This is a genomic window from Clavibacter sp. CT19 (assembly GCF_027858075.1).
Classification (GTDB): domain Bacteria; phylum Actinomycetota; class Actinomycetes; order Actinomycetales; family Microbacteriaceae; genus Clavibacter; species Clavibacter tessellarius_A.
In genome coordinates this window covers 38,364-57,624 of record NZ_JAQHYR010000001.1, presented here as the reverse complement: position 1 = coordinate 57,624, position 19,261 = coordinate 38,364, and the positions used below count along the sequence as shown (strand labels likewise).

The window sequence follows — 19,261 nt, the reverse complement described above, 5'->3', positions numbered from 1 at the left end:
AGGGTCCCAGCTCCCCGTGGCCGAAATGTGATGAGTGCACGTACGAGCCGAATGCGACGGGGGACGGAGGATGCGTGCAGGCGGCGTCCCCGGCCCCAGGAGGCGTTGCTAGTCTGCCGCCACATGGATCCCGCCGCCCCCGCTCCCCCACGCCGGTCGGCGGATGGCGGAGCCACGCCGTCGCCCTGGGGCGTGGAGCGGGAACGACGGCTGATGCGCCGGCGGCACCGCCAGGCGGGCGCGCTCCTCGCGCTCTACGTGGGCCTCGTGGCGCTCGTGACGCTGACGCCGGACAGCGTCGACCGCGGGATCTACCCGCTCCTCATGCGGGGGGTGCGCTTCGTGCAATTCCACGGCGTGCCGGCCTTCCGCTACTCGATGATCGAGGAGGGCGCCAACGTCGCCCTGTTCGTGCCGCTGGGGATGCTCGGGGTGCTCGCGTTCGGGATGCGGCGCTGGTGGGCGGTCGCCCTCGCGGGCACCGCGCTGTCGGCGTGCGTCGAGCTCGCGCAGGGGGCGTTCCTCCCCGCGCGGGTGGCCTCCCTCTCGGACGTCGCCGAGAACGGGGCGGGCGCCGTCATCGGCGCGGCCCTTGCGGCGGCCATCGCGGTGCGGACGCGCCGACGCCGGCGGCCCCGGTCGTGATCGGGGCCGCCCGCATCGGGGGTCGGATGCGGTCGCGCCTCAGGAGGCGCGACGTCGGCGCGACGCGGCGATGCCGGCCGCCGCGGCGCCGGCGAGGAGCAGGCCGCCGGCCGTGACCGCGAGCCCGGTCGGCAGCGTGCCGCCCGTGATGGGGAGCGAGCCGGTCGAGGCGGTGGCGGTGCTGCCGGGGACGACCGAGACGAGTCCGCACCAGTGCGAGCCGGATGCCGCGTCCTCGTTGGCGCGCCAGGTGCCGGTCGCGGTGGCCGGGACCGTCAGGCTGCCGATGACGGAGCCGTCGGCCGCCGCGCTGACGGAGACGGCGGGGTCCCCTGCCGCGGCGGGTGCGCCGGGGGTGGCGGAGAGGCGGAGGGCGACGGTCTCGCCGGCGGCGAACGATCCGGCCGCGCCGCTGATCGTCACGGCCTCGCCGGGTGCGACGGCCGCCGGGGTGACGGACATGCCGCCGCACGAGAGCAGCGAGTCCGTGGGCACGTAGTTCTCGGCCTGGGCGGCGAGGGGAGCGGAAACGGTGATGACGAGCGCGACGAACGCGCCCGCCAGGGTCTTGGCGAGCATCTCGGGTGGCCTTCTCGGGTACGTCCGAGGCGGACGTGCGGGGGCACGACGGGTATCGCCTCGGGGCGGTGGTGTCCGCGGCGCGCGATTTCGGGTCGGCGCCGTCAGGCAGACAGCGGGTCGGGTAAACCCACGATCGATATGCTATCCGCGTCCGGTCCACGCGACCGCTCCCCGGGACGGGATGGGCCCCGGACTGGGGGTGGGCGCCCGGAGACGGCGGAAGGCCCCGAGGCTATGCCTCGGGGCCTTCCATCGCACTGCTCCGTGGAGTCAGGCGATGTGTGTCGTGATGTGGATCAGACCGTTCCACGCTGGCGACGGACCGTGGTCAGCACGACCACGAGCGCGGCGCCGAGGAGCAGCAGGCCGCCGCCGGTCCAGATGAGGACGACGGGGAGCTGGCCGCCGGTGACGGGCAGGCCCGAGGCGGAGCCGGTGCCGTTGGAGGTGCCGGTGCCGGCTGCCGCGACGACCGAGATCGACGTGGAGACGGTGTTGCCCTGGGCGTCCGTGCCGACGAGCGTGTAGGAGCCCGAGGCGGAACCGGCCGGCAGGGTGACGGTGACGCGGAGGCCGCCGGCGTTGCTCGACGTCTTGGTGATGGAGTTCGACGTGACGGCCATCGGGGCCGTGCGGAACGAGGCGAGCGTGGCGTTGGCCGCGTCCTCACCGGTGATGGTGACGGTGACGGGGCTGTTCGGCGCGAAGGAGCCGTCCGCGAAGGTGAGGACGGTGCTCTGGCCGGGAGCGACGGTCGCGTCGCTGACGGTGACGCCGCCCTCGGGCGTGTACGGGTCCGCGTTGGCAGCGGTGGAGACGGTGAACGTGGCGGCGAGCGCGATGGCCGCCCCGGCAAGGATCTTCTTGAGCATGTGTGGTTCCCCCTGGGTGAGATTGCGCGGTGCAAGGGGGCACTCGACGGACTCGGGTCCGCCGTCGGTCAATCCCCCACTCGCCACACTACCGGGATCCGTCGCAGGAGAGCGAGCGGAATTGCGTTTCCGTGGCGTCGATCACCGGCGTCGTCACGATCGAGAGCGGCGTGTCGGTCTTTTTGTCCCCCAGGGTGTCCACCGAAATGCGGACCTCCTGACCGGGCGCGAGCGTCACCTCGACCTGCGCCACGGCGCGCCCGCCCACGATCTCGGGCTGGAAGCCCGTCTCCTGGTCGTCGATGCGCACGCTCAAGGGGATCGTGCCCGGGGGCCCGTAGACGGCCACGCGCGTCTTGACGTCGCCCGGTGGGACACCGTACTGCCCGCCGCCGGTGACGACGTACGGGAGCGATGCCGCGTCCGCGGGAGCCGTGGAGCGGAGCGTGACCTCGGTGCGGTAGTTCGGGCGGCCGTCGTCGCGGCACATCGCCATGCCCTGCGACGTCGCGAGCTTGAGGAAGTAGTCCATCTTGGCGCCGGTCGCGTCGTTGAGGAACACGCCGAAGACCGTCGACTCGCTGTTGTCGGCCGGCAGCGAGCCCTGCAGCGTGGTGCCGTCCAGCGTCGCCTGCTCGTCCGGTCGCGCGTTCCAGATGAGGATGCGGCGCTCCTCGGCGGCGCGGGTGAGCGCGGAGACGAGGGCGGCCGGCTTCACGTCGCCGGAGGAGACCTTCGAGAAGACCGCCTCCGCGACGCTCGCGAACACCGCGTCCTGCACGTCGGCATTCGGATAGCGGAGGTAGACGTCGTGGAGCAGCAGGTCGACGGCGTCGTCCGAGCGCAGGACGTCCCCGGTCGGCAGCGTGATCGGCCCCGTCGCCTCGAGCAGGTAGGACAGCGCGACCGGGTCGATGCTGATGACGCCGTCGACCGGCTCGCGGTGCTTGAGGCGCCACATCTCCGCGGCGAGCGGGGCGGCCTGGGTGAAGTCGGGCGTGAGGGTGACGTCCTGCATGTACCGACCCGTGATGGTGCCGTAGAGGCCCGCGGTCTGCGTATCCAGCGGGAGCGCGGGCTCGGCGAGGCGGGGGAACGCGCGGGCGGAGTCCTGCGTGCCGAGCGAGAACGCGCCGTCTCCGGTCTTCAGGAGCGCGAGAGCCCCGGGGATGCCGCCCGTCGAGCGCACCTCCGCGTTGTTCTGGAACATGAGGAGGTAGTCGCGGTTCCCGTCCGCGCCGAGCATGGCCGGCGCCAGGTCCGCGACGTGGCGCACGATGGCGAGCGTCTCGGCGGCGGACGTCACCGTCTTGCGCAGGCGGGTCACGGCGTCGGTGACGGGCGCGACGGTCGACCCCGTGTCGATCGCCGTCACGTCCTGGAGTGCGGTGTCGAGCGCGTCGTCCGCCTGCCGCACCGGCTCCTGCGCCGCGATGATGGGGTCCAGGTCGATGCGCCCGTCCTTCGGCGTGAGGCTGCCGAGGTCGAGGGTGCCGGCGATGCCCACCACGGGCTGGAGGGCCTCGCCGCCGATGTGGTCGACGACCGCGGCGACCGACCGGAAGGCGCGGAGGTTCGGGCCCACGCCCGGGACGACCTCCGTGGCGGCCCAGACGGGATCCGACGTGAGGGCGACGGCGCGCGACGAGTGCTCGCGCAGCTTCGCCACGCCGGCCGCCGCGCCGGCGGGGTCGCCGGCCAGGAGGTCGCGCTGCACCGACGACGCGAGCGGCACCGCCTGCTCGAGCTCGGCGCGGGCGAGCAGGGCGCGGGCCGCGATCCAGGCGATCCAGAGGACGACGAGCAGAGCGAGGCCAGCGGCGACGGCCGCGAGGATCCGGCGGCGCGTCCAGGGACGTCGGGAGCGGCGGACGTGGCGGGAGCGGATCGTGGAGGAGGTCACCAGGTGCCCCCGCCGTCGGTGGAGACGCTCACGGCGTCCCCCGTCAGGAGCCACACGTCGCGCCCCGCGGCCGAGAGGGCCACCGCCCCGCTCGCGGGGACGGCGGAGGCGCAGCCGGCGACGCTGACGGCGCCGGACGCCGGCACGATTCGACCGACGCTCGTGCCGCGGCAGGAGTCGGAGGTGCCCGCCGTGAGGATGCCGTCCGGGCCGAGCGCGAGCGCGAGGACGCCGGGCGCGTCCACGCGCCGGAAGTCGCCGCCGCCCGAGCGCACGTGGACGGCGCCCGATGCGCAGAGGACCGCGGCGGCCTGGCCGCTGTCGACGACCTGGACCGCGTCGCCGCACGGGGCGTCCCGCTGGCCCTGGGCGAGGTGCACGATGCCCGGCTGGGCGGGGTCGACGTAGGCCGTCGTGGTCGTCAGCGCCGGCGCGTCGCGCCAGAACTCGCCGCCCGTGAAGCTCTGCAGCGCCGTGCGGGAGCAGGCGGCCTTCACATCGGCGACGATGCTGCCCACGTCGGGGCCCGTGACCGAGAGCGCGAGCACGCGCCGTGCGTCGAAGGTGTCCGTCGTGCGGGTGTCCCAGGTGCGACCCCGGTCGATGGTGGTCTGGATCCGCGCGGCCTCGCCGGTGCAGGAACCGGCCGTGGCGCGCCAGGCGACGTCGGCGTTCCCCGCGGCGAGGAACACGGTCGGGGCGGCGACGGATGCGACGGGTGCCGCGGACGGAGAGGCGGACGACGAGGGTGCGGGTGCGGGAACGGCGGTCTCCGGCGCGGACTCGGTCGTCGCGGCGGCCTCCGGGGTCGGCGCGGCGGCGCCGGTGGCCGCGCCGCTGCCGCCGCCGGTGCGGGTGACGGCGGCCGAGACCAGGATCAGGTCGATGACCAGGAAGGCGACCACGGCCGTCACCCCGACCCCGGGGAGCAGGCGGGACAGCGACCGAGGGCGGCGGGAGGGACGGCCGGTGACCGCCATCGGCTTCCGGCTGTCGGACGAGGGCCTAGCCACGGACGGCTCCCTCGGATCGGCGGGCGCAGGGGTCGGAGGAGCGTCCTCCTGGGCGGCGCGTCGGCGCCTCGGCCTGAGCCGACATGGTGTCTCCCGGTGTCGCGGGCATCGAGCGGACGGCGGATGCGGCCTCGCGTGAGGTCGACCCCCGACCGCGTCCGGACGGGGATCCGCGGTCCGACCCCGGTGGGGAGCTCGGACGCGGATTCCGCGCAGCGGGAGATGCGGAATGGAGCGGTGGTGTCATGCGGATGGTACAGGCCCGCACCGGGCTGCTCCCGACGACACGGGCTCGGCCGTCGCGCCCGGAGGCGGACGGCCGGCCGGTCACGCGGGGGCGGGGGCGGTGCCGTCCGCGCCCTCGGGGCGGACGTACGAGTACCCGTACTGGCCGTAGCCGTACGCGTCCGGGCCCTTCGTGGGCAGCATGGTGAGGACGACGCCCAGCACCTCAGCGCCGACGCTGTTGAGCGACTCGATTGCGGCGTGCACCTGGCCGCGGTGCGCGCGACCCGAGGAGACGACGAGGATCGCGCCGCCGGCGCTCTTGGAGAGCACCGCGCTGTCGGTGACGGGCAGGAGCGGCGGCGCGTCGATGAGGACGGTGTCGAACTCCGCCTCGAGCTCCTTGAGCAGCGTGACCATGGTGCGCGATCCGAGCAGCTCGCTCGGGTTCGGCGGGATCTGGCCGGCGGGCAGGACGAACATGTTGCGGTTGCCCCAGGGCTGAAGCACGTCCGCGAGCGTCGCGCGGCCGATCAGCACGTCGGTGAGCCCGACCGCTCCCTCGAGCCCGAGGTAGGACGCGAGCTTCGGACGGCGGAGGTCGGCGTCGATCACGGCGACGCGGGCACCGGCGTCGCTGAGGGCGATGGCCAGGTTGGCGGTGGTCGTCGACTTGCCCTCGGACTCGACCGCGCTCGTGATCACGAAGCTGCGCGCGCGTCCGCCGAAGTCGAGGAACTGGAGGTTCGTGCGGAGGCTGCGGAAGGACTCGGCCCGGGGGCTCCGCGGGTCCGACTGCACGATGAGGGGACGCTCCTTCGCCTTCGGGTCGAAGGCGATGCCGCCGAGCACGGGCGCGTGCGTGACCAGCCGCAGGTCCCGCTCGCCGCGGATGCGCGTGTCCAGGGTGGAGCGGAGCACCGAGACGGCGATGCCGAGCGCGAGGCCCACGAGCGCGCCCAGCGCGAGGTTGAGCGGCACGCGCGGCGACACGGGGGCGGCGGGGATCCGCGCCTCCTGCAGGGTGGTGACCTTCACCTGCGACTGCCCGCCGGTGTTCTCCGCGGTGAGCTGCCCGACGACGTCGGAGAAGCTCTTCGCGACCGCGTTGGCGATGGACGCGGCGGACTCCGCCTGCTGGTCCTCGGCCGCGATCTCGATGATGACGGTGTCGGCCGCGGCGGAAGCCGAGATGCGCGGCGCCAGCGTCTCGGCGGTCTCGTCCAGCCCCAGCTGCGCGATGACCGGCTCCAGCACGACGGGCGTGGACACGACGTCGGCGTAGCTCTTCACCGCCTGCTGCGTGAACGCGTTGCCCTGGCTGAGGTCCGTCACGGAGCCCGCGGACTGCGTCGACACGAAGACCTTCGCGGATGCCCGGTACTCCGGCGTCTGCGCGAGCGAGTAGCCGGCAGCGGCCCCCACCCCCAGCAGCAGCGCCAGAAGGATGAGGATCCACGAACGTCGCAGTATCCGGATGTATTCACGCAGTTCCACAGGCGCTCCCCCTCGTCGGTGCGGTGCCCCCCGACGGCACCTCCGCCCATGCTCCCACAGCCGGGAGCCGTCGTCCGACCTCCTCGGGTGCCGATGTCGTCCATCGCCTCGTGCCCCGTCTTCTGGGGCGGGGCAGCCGCGGGGAGGGAGGCTAGCGTGGACGGCGAGGGCCGGACCACCCACCCGCGCCCCGCTCGACCGAACGCTCACCCGAAGAGAAGGTCCGGATCCCGATGCCCGACGTCTGCGCTGCCCTGGTCCCGTTGGCCACCCTGCTCATCACCGGCGTGCTCACGGCATGCGGGCTGCGCTACCTGCGCGACTGACCGCGGCGCGGCGTCCGGCCGGAGCGGTCCCCGATCAGGTGAAGTCGGCGTCCGGTCCCGCCGCGTAGCCGAAGCCCGCCGGCGCGGCCTCGACCGGACGGCCGCTCGACAGCGCTCCCCCGCTCTCGGCCAGGTAGCACGCGCCGCAGAGCGACATGTAGGTCACGTCCTCGCCGTCGATCGCGACCTGGTCGCCGGCGAAGATGAAGCGCTCGCCCACCTGGCGGGCGTTGAACACGGCCTTGCGTCCGCAGCGGCAGATGGTCTTCATCTCCTCCAGGCTGTGCGCGATCTCCAGCAGGCGACGGCTCCCCGGGAACGCGACGGTCTGGAAGTCGGTGCGGATCCCGTAGGCGATGACCGGCACGTCCTGCAGGATCGCGATGCGCAGCAGGTCGTCGACCTGCGATTCGCGGAGGAACTGGGCCTCGTCGACGAGCAGGCACGCGGTGGGGCCGCCGAGCTCCTGCAGCACGCGATCGCGGTGGATCCCGAACTCCTGCCAGACGTCCGCGTCGGGCTCGAGCAGGAAGTCGACCGGACGCCGGACGCCGAGGCGGGAGACGATGTCGCGGTCGCCCTTGGTGTCGATGACGGGCTTCGTGAGCAGGACGTGCTGTCCGCGCTCCTCGTAGTTGTACGCGGCCTGCAGCATCGAGGTGCTCTTGCCGCTGTTCATCGCGCCGAATCGGAAGTAGAGCTTGGCCATCTACCGAAGGTAGCCGTCCTCGGCGGCCCGTTCGATCAGGTCCGCCCGGCGCCCGGCAGCGCGGCCCACGAGACGGTACTTGGCCCGGGCCCGCCGGAGGTAGGTCTTCGCGGTCTCGTACTGCACGTTCATCTGGGCGGCCACGTCGAGCGTCGAACGGCCCGTGACGTAGAGGCGGAGCGCCTGCTCCTCGCCCTGGCTGAGGCGCGGGCTCGTGAACGCGGGCGCCGGCTCCGGCGCGGGGACGGCGGTGCGGGCGGCCGCGACCACGGAGCGCACGGCGGCGACGATGTCCCGGGCGGGCACGGGGCCGGCGAGGAGCGCCGCGGCACCGGAGTCGAGCACCCGGCGACGCACCTCCGGGCTCCCGGAACGGGAGAGGACGACGACGCTCGCCCCGGCGGCCCGGCAGGACCGCACGCGCCCCTCGAGGCTGACCGCGTCGGCGAGCTCGTAGTCGAGCACGACCACCTCGGTCGGGAAGCGCGGCGACTGGACGAGCTGCAGCCAGCCCGTGGTGCCGACGACCACGTCGACCTCGGGGGCGCGCTCGCGGAGGATCGAGCACACCTCGTCGAGCGCCGGCACCTGGCCCATGAGCACGGCGACGCGGACGGGCTGCGCGATCCCCCGCCCGTCGGCGGACCTCGGCCCCGCCCCGGGGAGCCGCAGGGTGGTCATGGGAGAACTGTAGCCAGCGCGCACGGCTCGGCGGCGGCCCGGACCCTCCGCGGACACCGCTGCCGCCGCCCGCCCCTGCCGCGGATGCCGCCGCTCAGAAGAGGGTGGCCTGCGTGCCCGCGGGCCCGGCGGGGAGCGCGGCCGCGACCAGGGGCCCCGGCGCCGGCGCGAGGGCGGCTCCGGTCGCCCAGCTCCCGCGCCCTCGGGACGTGGTGGCACGGCTGTCCGCGCCCTCCTGGCTCCACCCCGGTCGCGCGGCTCCGGGCCGGGCGACCTGGCCCTCGATGCCGGGGACGTCGGCCCGGGAGAGCACGCCGCCCGTGCGCGGGTCCACCCGGCCGCCGCCGAGCCCGTGCCGCCGGACCAGCGGGTCCATGCGGGCCTTCAGCCACGACCGGTACGCCTGCGGGGCGTAGGCGCCGCGCGCGTACAGGTCCAGGTAGCGGCCCACCAGGTCCGGGCGCTCGCGCTCGAGCCACTCCAGGTACCACTCCTTCACGCCGGGCTTGAGGTACAGCGCCGAGTAGAGGACGCGCGTGCCGCCGGCCTCGCGGATGCGCGTGAGCGCGTGGTCGAGGTGCTCGACCGAGTCGGTGAGCATCGGCAGGATCGGCATCATGAAGACCGTGCAATCCAGACCCGCCTCGCGGATCGCGGTGACGGTCGCGAGACGCGCCGCGGTCGTGGGCGTGCCCGGCTCGACGGACTGCTGCAGGTCGTCGTCGAGCACGGCGATGCTCATCGCCAGGTCGACGGGGACGGTCGCCGACGCCTCGGCCAGCAGCGGGAGGTCACGACGGAGGAGCGTGCCCTTGGTGAGGATCGACAGCGGCGTGCCGGAGGACGCGAGCGCCGCGATGATGCCGGGCATGAGCGCGTAGCGGCCCTCGGCGCGCTGGTAGGGGTCGGTGTTGGTGCCGAGCGCGACGGCGTCACGGGTCCAGGTGGGCTTCGCGAGCTCGCGGGCGAGGACCTCCGCGACGTTGACCTTCACGACGATCTGGTCGTCGAAGTCGCGGCCGCCGTCGAGGTCGAGGTAGGCGTGCGTCGGGCGCGCGAAGCAGTAGACGCAGGCGTGGGTGCAGCCGCGGTACGGGTTGATGGTCCACCCGTACGGCATGACCTTCGACTCCCCCGGCACGCGGTTCAACGCCGACTTGGCGAGCACCTCGTGGAACGTCACGCCCTGGAACTCCGGGGTGCGGACGCTCTGCACGAAATTGCTCAACCGCACGAGGCCGGGCAGTGCATCCGCGCTCGCGTCCGACAGCTTCTGCGCGCTCCATCTCATGCGCCCATTCGAACACACTTTCGAACGCGATGCGGACGGAGGCGGGAGAGGGCGGCCGCACGCGGCGCGACCGCCCCCTGCTCAGTGCTGGAGCTCGAGGACCTCGGTGGTCTCCTGGATGATCTTCGGCGTCTTCTTCGGGTCTGACGCGACGAGCGTGCCGTAGTTCGGGATCATGCGCTTCAGCGGCTTGCGCCACCCGTCCATGCGCTCCGGGAAGCAGCGCTCCAGCACGTCGAGCATGATCGGGACCGCCGTGGAGGCGCCGGGCGACGCGCCGAGGAGGCCCGCGATGCTGCCGTCGGCCGCCGCCACGACCTCGGTGCCGAACTGGAGCACGCCGCCCTTCTGCGCGTCCTTCTTCATGACCTGCACGCGCTGGCCGGCCGTGACCTGGTACCAGTCCTTCGGGTCGGCCGTGGGCATGAACTCCCGGAGCGCGTCGAACTTCGTCTCCTTCGAGGCGATGAGCTGGCTCACGAGGTACTTGATGAGGCCCAGGTTGTCCTTAGCGACGGCGAGCATCGGGATGATGTTGTGCGGCCGGATGGAGGCGAAGAGGTCGAGCAGCGAGCCCTTCTTGAGGAAGCGCGGGCTGAAGCCGGCGTAGGGCCCGAAGAGGAGCGAGGTCTCGCCTCCCACGACGCGCGTGTCGAGGTGCGGGACCGACATGGGCGGGGAGCCGATGGCGGCCTTGCCGTAGACCTTGGCCCGGTGCTTGGCGACGATCTCCGGGTCGTCCGTGCGGTACCACTCGCCGCTGATGGGGAAGCCGCCGAAGCCCTTGATCTCGGGGATGCCCGACTTCTGCAGGAGGGGCAGCGCTCCCCCGCCCGCGCCGATGAAGACGAACTTGGCGTGCACCTGCACGGTCGACCGGCCGACGTCGTTGCGGATGCGGAGGCGCCAGCTGCCGTCCGGGTCCTGCGACAGGCTGCGGACCTCGTGGTTGAGGTGCAGGGCCGCGCCGTGCTCGGTGAGGTAGTCGACGAGCTTGTTCGTGAGGGCGCCGAAGTCGACGTCGGTTCCGCCCTCGAAGCGCGTGGCCGCGATGACCTCGTCCTTGTCGCGCTGCAGCACGAGGAGCGGGGCCCAGGAGTGGATGACGGCCGGGTCCTCGGTGTACTCCATGGCCTCGAAGAGGGGGTGCGCGCGCAGGGCGTCGAAGCGGCGGCGCAGGTACTCCGCGTTCTCCTTGCCGCGCACGAAGGTCATGTGCGGGGTGGGGTTGATGAACTCCTTGGGCTCCGGCACGGCGCCCGCGGTGACGAGGTGGGCCCAGAACTGGCGGGAGAGCTGGAACTGCTCGTTGATGCGGGTCGCCGCCCCGATCTCGATCTTCCCGTCCTTCTCCGGCGTGTAGTTCAGCTCGCAGAGCGCCGCGTGGCCGGTGCCCGCGTTGTTCCACGGGTTGCTGGACTCCATGGCGACCTCGCCGAGGCGCTCGAAGATCTGGATGGTCCAGTCCGGTTCGAGCTGCTTGATGAGGGTGCCGAGCGTGGCGCTCATGATGCCCCCGCCGACGAGGACGACGTCTACCGGTTCCGCTGTATCGCTCACCGGATCAGTGTACGCCCGCCTTCTCGGGCCCCCTCGGGGGCCCCGGGGAGTGGTACGGCGACCCTCACGAGCGCGGCTGGGGAGGGATCAGCGGTGTGCCGCGACGACCTCGGCGATCTGGACGGCGTTGAGCGCGGCGCCCTTGCGGAGGTTGTCGTTGCTGATGAAGAGGGCGAGTCCACGGCCCTCGGGCGCGCCCTCGTCCGCGCGGATCCGGCCGACGTAGCTGGGGTCGGTGCCGGCGGCCTGGAGAGGCGTGGGGATGTCGGACAGCTCGACGCCGGGCGCCGTCGACAGCAGCTCGGTGGCGCGCGCGACGCTGAGGGGCGACGAGAACTCGGCGTTGACCGACAGCGAGTGGCCGGTGAAGACGGGGACGCGCACGCACGTGCCGCTGACGAGCAGGTCGGGGAGCCCCAGGATCTTGCGGCTCTCATTGCGGAGCTTCTTCTCCTCGTCGGTCTCGAACAGGCCGTCGTCGACGATGCTGCCGGCGAGCGGGATGACGTCGAAGGCGATGGGGCGCTGGTAGACGGCGGGCTCGGGCAGCTCGACCGCACGGCCGTCGTGGACGAGGCGGCGGAGCGCATCCGGGCCGGCGGCGACCGCGGCTTCGGCCTGGCCCGCGAGCTCCTCGGCGCCGACGAGGCCGGATCCGGAGACGGCCTGGTAGGTGCTCACCACGAGGCGGGTGAGGCCGGCCTCCTCGTGCAGGACCTTGAGGACGGGCATCGCGGCCATGGTGGTGCAGTTGGGGTTCGCGATGATGCCGCGGCGCGCGTCCGCGATGGCCTCCGGGTTGACCTCGGAGACGACGAGCGGGACGTCCGGGTCCATGCGCCAGGCGCTCGAGTTGTCGATGACGAGCACGCCCGCCTCGGCGAAGCGCGGCGCCTGCGCCCGGGACGTGGTGGCGCCCGCGGAGAACAGCGCGATGTCGAGGCCCGTGGGATCCGCGGTCGCCGCGTCCTCCACGACCACCTCGCGGCCCGCGAACGGCAGCGTGGTGCCGGCCGAGCGCGCCGAGGCGAAGAAGCGGATCTCGGCGACCGGGAACGCGCGCTCCTCGAGCAGGCGCCGCATCACGGCACCGACCTGGCCGGTGGCGCCGACGACGCCGACGCGGAGGCCGGCGGTCTCGGCGGCGGGGGCGGATCCGGTGGGGGTGGTCTCGGTCACGGGTGTCTCCTCCTGCAGTGCGCGGGCGTGCGGGTCAGCGGCCGGTGCCGGCGTGGACGACGGCGACGTCGTCCGCGTCGAGCCCGAAGGCGTGGTGGACCACGCGCACGGCCTCGTCGATGGTGTCGGCGCGCGTGACGACCGAGATGCGGATCTCGCTGGTGGAGATCATCTCGATGTTGATGCCCGCGTCGGACAGCGCCGTGAAGAGCTGCGCCGAGACGCCCGCGTTGGTGCGCATGCCCGCGCCCACGAGCGCGAGCTTGCCGATCTGGTCGTCGTGCTGGAGGCCCGTGAACCCGACGGCGTCCTTCTCGGCCGCGAGCACCGTCAGCACGCGCTGGGCGTCGGACTTCGGGAGGGTGAACGAGATGTCCGTGAGGCTCGTGGCGGCGGCCGACACGTTCTGCACGATCATGTCGATGTTGGCGCCGGTCTTGGCGACGATGGTGAAGATCTGCGCGGCCTTGCCCGGTACGTCGGGGACGCCGACCACCGTGACCTTGGCCTCGCTGAGGTCGGCGGCGACGCCGACGATGACGGGCTCTTCCACATTCTCTCCATCCGTGGGGTTGTAGACGATGGTGCCCTCGTTGTGCGTGAACGAGGAGCGGACGTGCAGCAGGACGCCGTGCCGGCGGGCGTACTCGACGGCGCGGATGTAGAGGACCTTCGCGCCGGACGCCGCGAGCTCGAGCATCTCCTCGCTCGTGATGCGGTCGATCTTGCGGGCGAGCGGCACCACGCGCGGGTCGGCCGTGAAGATGCCGTCGACGTCGGTGTAGATCTCGCAGACGTCGGCGCCGAGGGCCGCCGCGAGCGCGACCGCCGTGGTGTCGGATCCGCCGCGGCCCAGGGTGGTGATGTCGCCCGTGCCGCGGTTGAAGCCCTGGAAGCCCGCGACGATGGCGATGGCGCCCTCGCCGAGCGCGTCGCGGACGCGGCCGGGCGTGACGTCGACGATGCGGGCGGCCCCGTGCTGCGCGTCGGTGATCATGCCCGCCTGGCTGCCCGTGAAGGAGCGCGCGTCGTAGCCCATGCTCTTGATGGCCATCGCGAGGAGCGCCATGGAGATGCGCTCGCCCGCGGTGAGGAGCATGTCGAGCTCGCGCGGAGCGGGGATGGGGGTGACCTCGTGGGCCAGGTCGAGCAGCTCGTCCGTCGAGTCGCCCATCGCGGAGACGGCGACGACCACGTCGTTGCCGGCCTTCCGCGCGGCGACGATGCGCTTCGCGACGCGCTTGATGCTCTCGGCATCGGCGACCGACGATCCGCCGAACTTCTGCACGATGAGGCTCACGGGCGACTCCTGGGGCTCGGGTGGGCGCGGGCGGCCCGGATCACGATCATATGGGGGCGGCATCGGCGGATCCGCCGTATGACGCAGGGGCGCCGGGTCACTCCCCCACGAGGCGCCGGCCCTCGAAGGCACGGCCGAGGGTGACCTCGTCGGCGTACTCGAGGTCGCCGCCGACAGGGAGGCCGGAGGCGAGGCGGGTGACGCGGATGTCGAAGGTGGAGAGCAGCCGCGAGAGGTAGGTGGCGGTCGCCTCGCCCTCCAGGTTCGGGTCGGTGGCGATGATGACCTCGGTGACGGTGGCGTCGGCGAGGCGCTGCATGAGCTGGCGGATGCGGAGGTCGTCCGGTCCGATGCCGTCGATGGGGCTGATGGCCCCGCCGAGGACATGGTAGAGCCCGCGGAACTCGCGCGTGCGCTCGATGGCGACCACGTCCTTGGCCTCCTCCACGACGCAGATGGTGGCGGGGCTGCGGCGGGGGTCGCGGCAGATGCCGCACGTCTCCTCCTCGCTGACGTTGCCGCAGATGGCGCAGAAGCGCACCTTGTCGCGGACCACCGTGAGCACCTCGGCCAGGCGCGACACGTCGAACGTCTCCGTCTGGAGGATGTGGAACGCGATGCGCTGGGCGGACTTCGGGCCGATGCCCGGCAGGCGGCCGAGCTCGTCGATCAGCTCCTGGACGATTCCCTCGTACATGCGGCGCTAGTCCTGACCTGTGGGGCGGATGGTGGGGCGGGCCTTGCGCTCGACGGGCTTCTCCTCGATGAAGCTCGCCTGGAGGATCTCGCGGACGACGGACTCGCCGTAGCGCTGCGGGGCGGTCTTCGCGGCGGGGGCGGATGCGGGACCGGTGGACTCCCTCGCGTCCGGCGCCGTCGTCGATGCGGACGGCGCTCGCGTCTGCGCGGGCGCCGACGGCGCGGCGACCGCCGGGGCCGGGCGCGACACCGGCGGGGCCGAGTCGGGCGAGCCGTCGCCGGTGGCCCAGCCGGGCTCCGCGGGGCCGAACTCGTCCGGCTCCGGCTCCTCGAAGTCGGGCACGTGCGCGTCCGGGACGACCGCGGATCCGCGACGAACAGGACCGGTCGTGGTCGCGGCGGCCGGGGAGGGGGGCGCGGGGGTCGCGGCGGCGGGTGCCGACGACGGCGTGGACGGCGTGGACGGCGTGGACGGCGTGGACGGCGCGGGCGGCACGGGGCGCTCCGGACGCGCCGCGGGGGCACGCCGGTCGGGAGCGGGATCGCTCGCGCCGGGGTCGGACGTGGGGATGGCGACGGTGGCCCATCCGCCGCCGGCCGGCGTGGTCTTCGCGGGAGGCGACGTCCTGGCGCGAGGGGCGTTGGCGGCTGCCGGCGGCGCCGACCTCGCCGCGGGGGTGGCCTCGCCGTCGCGCGCGGACGGTGCGGATGCGGCCGCCGCGGACCGGGGACCGGCTGCCGGCGCGGGTGCCGGGGTCGGGGTCGGTGCCGTGGGCCCGGCGGCCCCACCCGTCGGCGCCGGGGTGCCGGTCGGCGCCGGGGTGCCGGACGGTGCCGGGGTGCCGCCGTGGGGCTCGACGCGGGCGATGAACTTCACGCGGAGGCCGAGCACCTCGAGGATGGCGGTGCGGAGGATGTCGCTGACGCCCTGCCCCGGGACGCCGCGCTCCTTGAAGCGCTCGGCGTCGTTGGCGCTGACGAAGGACAGGGTGAGCACGTCGCCCGCCAGGGCACGGGGCGTGGCCGTGACGGCGACGAGCCACGCGCTGCGCTTCGCCTTCTCCACCGCCTCGACGACCGACGGCCACGCGTCGCGGAGCTGCTCGAACGTGATGGGGCCGACGGGCGCGGGCGTCGCGGGAGCGGATGCCGGCGGCGTGGTCGCGGGCGTCGCGGAAGAAGATGCCGGCGGCGTGGAGGCGGCCGGCGCGGCGACGGCCTCGGTGGTCTCCCGGACCTGCGGGGTCGCGGGCGCCTCGTCCGCGGACGCCTCGTCCGCGGACGTGACGGGCTGCGCCGGCGCGGTGTCGACCGCCGGCACGGGATCCGCCGAGTGCGCCGGAGCCGGCGCCGGAGCTGGCACTGGAGCGGCAGCGGGAGCGGAGGCGACAGCGCGTGCGGGCGCAGCGGCAGCGGCAGCGGCAGCGGCAGCGGCAGCGGCCGGATCCGCCCCCGAGTCCGCGACGCCCACCCGGCGCTCGAGGCGCTCGACGCGGGCCAGGGCGCCGCGGTGCGTGTCGTCGCTGGCGGGGACGAGCACGCGCGCGACCAGCAGCTCGAGGTGCAGGCGCGGCGAGGTGGCGCCCGTCATCTCGGTGAGGGCGGCGTTGACCACGTCCGCGGCGCGCGACAGCTCGACGGCGCCGAACGCGACGGCCTGGGCGCGCATGCGCTCGAGCTCGTCCTCCGGGGTGCCGCGGAGCACCGCGGCCGCGCCCTCGACGGACGTGGCGCCCACGATGATGAGGTCGCGCAGGCGCTCGAGGAGGTCCTCGACGAAGCGGCGCGGATCCTGCCCGGTCTGGATGACCCGGTCGACTCCCGCGAAGGCGCCGGCCGCGTCGTGCCGGGCGACCGCGTCGATGACCTCGTCGAGCAGGGCCGCGTGCGTGTATCCGAGGAGCGCGACGGCGCGCTCGTACTCGACGCTCTCGTCCTCCGACCCCGCGATGAGCTGGTCGAGCAGGGACAGGGTGTCGCGCACCGATCCCCCGCCGGCGCGGACGACGAGCGGCAGCACGCCGGGCGCCACCTGCACGCTCTCCTCGCGGGACAGGTGCTCCACGTAGTCGAGCATCTGCGCGGGCGGCACGAGCCGGAACGGGTAGTGGTGCGTGCGGGAGCGGATGGTGCCGATGACCTTGTCGGGCTCCGTGGTGGCGAAGATGAACTTCACGTGCTCCGGCGGCTCCTCCACGATCTTCAGCAGCGCGTTGAAGCCCTGCGGCGTGACCATGTGCGCCTCGTCGAGGATGAAGATCTTGTAGCGGTCGCGCGCCGGCGCGAAGACCGCGCGCTCGCGGATGTCGCGTGCGTCGTCGACGCCATTGTGGCTCGCGGCGTCGATCTCGACCACGTCGAGCGAGCCGCTGCCGTCGCGGCTGAGCTCGACGCAGCTCGGGCAGACGCCGCACGGGGTGTCGGTGGGCCCCTCGGCGCAGTTGAGGCAGCGCGCCAGGATGCGGGCCGACGTGGTCTTGCCGCAGCCGCGCGGCCCGCTGAACAGGTACGCGTGGTTGACGCGGTTGGTGCGGAGGGCCGTGCGCAGCGGATCCGTCACCTGCGTCTGGCCGATGAGCTCGGCGAAGTTCTCTGGCCGGTAACGGCGATACAGGGCGGTGACCACGGTCCCGAGGATACCGGGCACCCCCGACCGTCCCGCCGCCCGCCGGTCAGGCCTCGGCCGGGGCCTCGACGGACGCGGCTGGGGAGGGAGCGGAGGCGCGACGCCCGTGCACGCCCCCGCGCTCGCGCATCCGCCGGGGCGTCCGCGACCGCCAGCGCCCGAGGAGCGCGAACCCCTCCCGCCAGGTCGCGTCGCGCACGAAGAGGAAGTCGAGCGCGATCATCGCGAGGGAGAACGGCCACAGGCCGAGCAGCACGCCGATCATCACGTGCATGCCCGTGATGACCACGAGCGCCACGATGCGCGTCGGCCGCCAGAGGATCAGCAGCGGGAACAGGCCCTGGAACGCCACCGCGGCGAGGCTCGCCAGCGCGATGCCGATGCTCGACTGCACGAGGAGGTCGTTGATCCACGGCCACGGACGGTACCCGTCGATGACGAGCGAGTAGTAGGTGGCCGAGCCGTCCCGCCACTCCTCCCCCTGCAGCTTGAGGAACGCGGAGTTCACGTAGATGAGCATGATCTGGTACGCCGACAGCACCAGCGCGGTGTTGTGCAGGAGCACCGGCACGAGCCGCGGGATCCGCGCCACGAGGCGACGCGTCGCGACCACGGCGGATGACGGGCGCCGGGCGCCCGGCTCGGCCTCGCGGCGGCGGCGCAGGGCGTCGAGCGAGAAGTGCCGCGACAGGTCGGCGAAGAGGGCGAAGAACAGCGTGAGCCGCAGCACGGTGTCGCCGCCGTTGCTGAGCAGCGTGCTGTTGGTGGAGAGGCTGATCCACAGCAGCAGGAGGAACGGCGTCACGATCCGCGAACGCCAGCCGAGGGTGAACAGCACCGCGAGCGCCGCCAGGGCGAGGTAGGCGAGGTCGAACAGCGTCGCGTCGGTCTTGGAGAAGATGCCCTCGAAGAACGGGGGCCACCCGCGGCGGCTCGCCTCGGGGTCGATGAACCGGGATCCGACGCCCCAGAGGTAGTGCCGGTCGGCGAAGCAGGTGACGAGCACCAGCAGGATCACGGAGCCGAGCGTGATGCGGAGCGCGGCGAAGCTGTACGTCGCGTGCTCCCGCTCGGTCATCCACATGGCGACGCCGCGGGGCCAGCCGCGCGGGTCGCGGAGCGCGCGCAGCAGCTCGCGGTCCTGCATCACCTGGCGGAACCGAGCGGCCGCCTGGGCGCGCGGGCCGGTGCGAGGGGCCGCGGGGACGGGACGGTCGGCGGGACGGGTGTCGTCCGTGCGGGTGCTCATCGTGCGTACCTCTCCACCACTGCCTGGTAGGCGCCGAGCGCCCGGGGGTCGATGACGTCGTCGACGTGGCGCCATCCGAAGGTGCGGACCGAGGGCGCGAACTGGCGCTCCTGGTCGAGCCGGTGCTCGAAGTCGTTGGGGCGCGTCGTGACGATGCGCCAGCGGACGCGCTCCACGTCGCGGCCGAAGTAGGCCGTGCCCCAGTAGGTCGCGAACTCCTTCATCACGTAGTCGTAGCGGAGGAACGAGACGACGCGACCGCTCGTGCCCTCGGTGAGGCCCGTGAGCTGCTGGACGAGCGAGGTCGGCGTCTTGGCCGCGAAGCCGTCGTCGGTGCGCCGGATGAAGGTGTCCCGCGCGACGGCCCGCTGCTCCTCGCTGAGGGCGAGGTAGCGTGCGCTGTAGGTCTTGAGGAGGTTCGCGCTCTGCTTGTTGGCGCGCGACGCCTGGACGTGCCCGTCGCCCGACTCGTACTCGGCGTCCGTGATGTCCACCCACTCGCTCTTCACCAGCGCGCCCGAGCCGTCGCGCCACTGCGCCTGCATCTGGAGGTAGCGGTTCGTCTTCTGGATGGAGGGGGCGAACACGTTCCACTGCTGGCCGAAGTAGGGGCGGGCCGGGGCGGTGAGCGCGCGGGTCGTGGAGGTCTGCGGGACGACCATGAGGATCGTGGTCGCCACGTAGACGGCGACGACGAGCGCGGCGATCGCGGTGCCGATGCGGGCGCCGCGGGTGAGCGGCCGGCGGTCCCGGGCGTGCGCTCCGGGTGGGTCCGCGGCCGGCGGCGACGCGGTCGCGTCGGTGGCGGGGTCGGCCTCGGCGTCGGCCTCGAGGCCGTCCGCGTCCCGGGCGTCGTCGGTGCCGGTGTCGTGGTGGTGGGTCGTGTCGGTCATGCGCCGTCCCC

The 19,261-nt window shown here is 73.5% G+C and carries 16 protein-coding genes; 1 reads left to right on the top strand and 15 read right to left on the bottom strand.

Annotation, left to right across the window (positions count from 1 at the left end; genetic code table 11):
* The first annotated feature begins 123 nt into the window (after positions 1-123).
* Positions 124-645, top strand: a complete 522-nt coding sequence (locus PED38_RS00240; RefSeq protein ID WP_270979026.1) for a VanZ family protein — start codon at positions 124-126, stop codon at positions 643-645.
* 39 nt (positions 646-684) lie between these two features.
* Here PED38_RS00240 and PED38_RS00235 read toward each other — a convergent pair whose 3' ends face one another.
* The 15 genes from PED38_RS00235 to PED38_RS00165 form a co-directional block, all read right to left on the bottom strand.
* On the bottom strand, positions 685-1,224 hold the full coding sequence (locus PED38_RS00235) for a sortase (RefSeq protein ID WP_270979024.1): 540 nt from the start codon (positions 1,222-1,224) through the stop codon (positions 685-687).
* 299 nt (positions 1,225-1,523) lie between these two features.
* Positions 1,524-2,099: a hypothetical protein gene (locus PED38_RS00230; protein ID WP_063072020.1), complete on the bottom strand. Its 576-nt coding sequence runs from the start codon at positions 2,097-2,099 to the stop codon at positions 1,524-1,526.
* An 88-nt stretch (positions 2,100-2,187) separates the two neighbouring features.
* Positions 2,188-4,002 carry a DUF4012 domain-containing protein gene (locus tag PED38_RS00225; protein WP_063072019.1) on the bottom strand — a complete coding sequence of 605 codons (1,815 nt, stop codon included), beginning with the start codon at positions 4,000-4,002 and terminating at the stop codon, positions 2,188-2,190.
* The gene (locus PED38_RS00220; RefSeq protein ID WP_270979023.1) at positions 3,999-5,015 is read right to left on the bottom strand and encodes a hypothetical protein; all 1,017 of its coding nucleotides are present in this window, start codon (positions 5,013-5,015) and stop codon (positions 3,999-4,001) included. The genes PED38_RS00225 and PED38_RS00220 overlap by 4 nt, the downstream gene beginning before the upstream one ends.
* Positions 5,016-5,342: 327 nt before the next feature.
* The gene (locus PED38_RS00215; protein ID WP_063072017.1) at positions 5,343-6,737 is read right to left on the bottom strand and encodes a polysaccharide biosynthesis tyrosine autokinase; all 1,395 of its coding nucleotides are present in this window, start codon (positions 6,735-6,737) and stop codon (positions 5,343-5,345) included.
* A gap of 360 nt (positions 6,738-7,097) precedes the next feature.
* Positions 7,098-7,772, bottom strand: coding sequence for a thymidine kinase (locus PED38_RS00210; RefSeq protein WP_063072016.1), 675 nt, complete (start codon positions 7,770-7,772; stop codon positions 7,098-7,100).
* Positions 7,773-8,453: a helix-turn-helix transcriptional regulator gene (locus PED38_RS00205; RefSeq protein ID WP_175345508.1), complete on the bottom strand. Its 681-nt coding sequence runs from the start codon at positions 8,451-8,453 to the stop codon at positions 7,773-7,775. It abuts the gene before it with no gap.
* 94 nt (positions 8,454-8,547) lie between these two features.
* Positions 8,548-9,744, bottom strand: a complete 1,197-nt coding sequence (locus PED38_RS00200; RefSeq protein WP_063072015.1) for an Rv2578c family radical SAM protein — start codon at positions 9,742-9,744, stop codon at positions 8,548-8,550.
* Positions 9,745-9,825: 81 nt separating this feature from the next.
* The gene (locus tag PED38_RS00195) at positions 9,826-11,304 is read right to left on the bottom strand and encodes a malate:quinone oxidoreductase (protein WP_081235049.1); all 1,479 of its coding nucleotides are present in this window, start codon (positions 11,302-11,304) and stop codon (positions 9,826-9,828) included.
* Positions 11,305-11,391: 87 nt separating this feature from the next.
* Positions 11,392-12,483: an aspartate-semialdehyde dehydrogenase gene (locus tag PED38_RS00190; protein WP_270979019.1), complete on the bottom strand. Its 1,092-nt coding sequence runs from the start codon at positions 12,481-12,483 to the stop codon at positions 11,392-11,394.
* A 34-nt stretch (positions 12,484-12,517) separates the two neighbouring features.
* On the bottom strand, positions 12,518-13,783 hold the full coding sequence (locus tag PED38_RS00185) for an aspartate kinase (RefSeq protein ID WP_063072013.1): 1,266 nt from the start codon (positions 13,781-13,783) through the stop codon (positions 12,518-12,520).
* A gap of 97 nt (positions 13,784-13,880) precedes the next feature.
* Positions 13,881-14,480: a recombination mediator RecR gene (gene recR, locus PED38_RS00180; RefSeq protein ID WP_012297640.1), complete on the bottom strand. Its 600-nt coding sequence runs from the start codon at positions 14,478-14,480 to the stop codon at positions 13,881-13,883.
* A 6-nt stretch (positions 14,481-14,486) separates the two neighbouring features.
* Entirely contained in the window at positions 14,487-17,108 is a 2,622-nt protein-coding gene (locus PED38_RS00175; RefSeq protein WP_270979009.1) for a DNA polymerase III subunit gamma and tau, read from the bottom strand.
* 46 nt (positions 17,109-17,154) lie between these two features.
* The gene (locus tag PED38_RS00170) at positions 17,155-18,357 is read right to left on the bottom strand and encodes an HTTM domain-containing protein (protein WP_063072012.1); all 1,203 of its coding nucleotides are present in this window, start codon (positions 18,355-18,357) and stop codon (positions 17,155-17,157) included.
* Positions 18,354-19,250, bottom strand: coding sequence for a DUF5819 family protein (locus PED38_RS00165; protein ID WP_063072011.1), 897 nt, complete (start codon positions 19,248-19,250; stop codon positions 18,354-18,356). Before PED38_RS00165 ends, PED38_RS00170 begins: the two co-directional genes overlap by 4 nt.
* Positions 19,251-19,261: the final 11 nt, after the last annotated feature.

Bases quoted from the DNA above. Each gene is read 5' to 3' on its own strand.
- PED38_RS00240 (WP_270979026.1), top strand. From the start codon at position 124: ATGGATCCCGCCGCCCCCGCTCCCCCACGCCGGTCGGCGGATGGCGGA.
- PED38_RS00235 (WP_270979024.1), bottom strand. From the start codon at position 1,224: ATGCTCGCCAAGACCCTGGCGGGCGCGTTCGTCGCGCTCGTCATCACC.
- PED38_RS00230 (WP_063072020.1), bottom strand. From the start codon at position 2,099: ATGCTCAAGAAGATCCTTGCCGGGGCGGCCATCGCGCTCGCCGCCACG.
- PED38_RS00210 (WP_063072016.1), bottom strand. From the start codon at position 7,772: ATGGCCAAGCTCTACTTCCGATTCGGCGCGATGAACAGCGGCAAGAGC.
- PED38_RS00205 (WP_175345508.1), bottom strand. From the start codon at position 8,453: ATGACCACCCTGCGGCTCCCCGGGGCGGGGCCGAGGTCCGCCGACGGG.
- PED38_RS00200 (WP_063072015.1), bottom strand. From the start codon at position 9,744: ATGAGATGGAGCGCGCAGAAGCTGTCGGACGCGAGCGCGGATGCACTG.
- recR (WP_012297640.1), bottom strand. From the start codon at position 14,480: ATGTACGAGGGAATCGTCCAGGAGCTGATCGACGAGCTCGGCCGCCTG.
- PED38_RS00170 (WP_063072012.1), bottom strand. From the start codon at position 18,357: ATGAGCACCCGCACGGACGACACCCGTCCCGCCGACCGTCCCGTCCCC.
- PED38_RS00165 (WP_063072011.1), bottom strand. From the start codon at position 19,250: ATGACCGACACGACCCACCACCACGACACCGGCACCGACGACGCCCGG.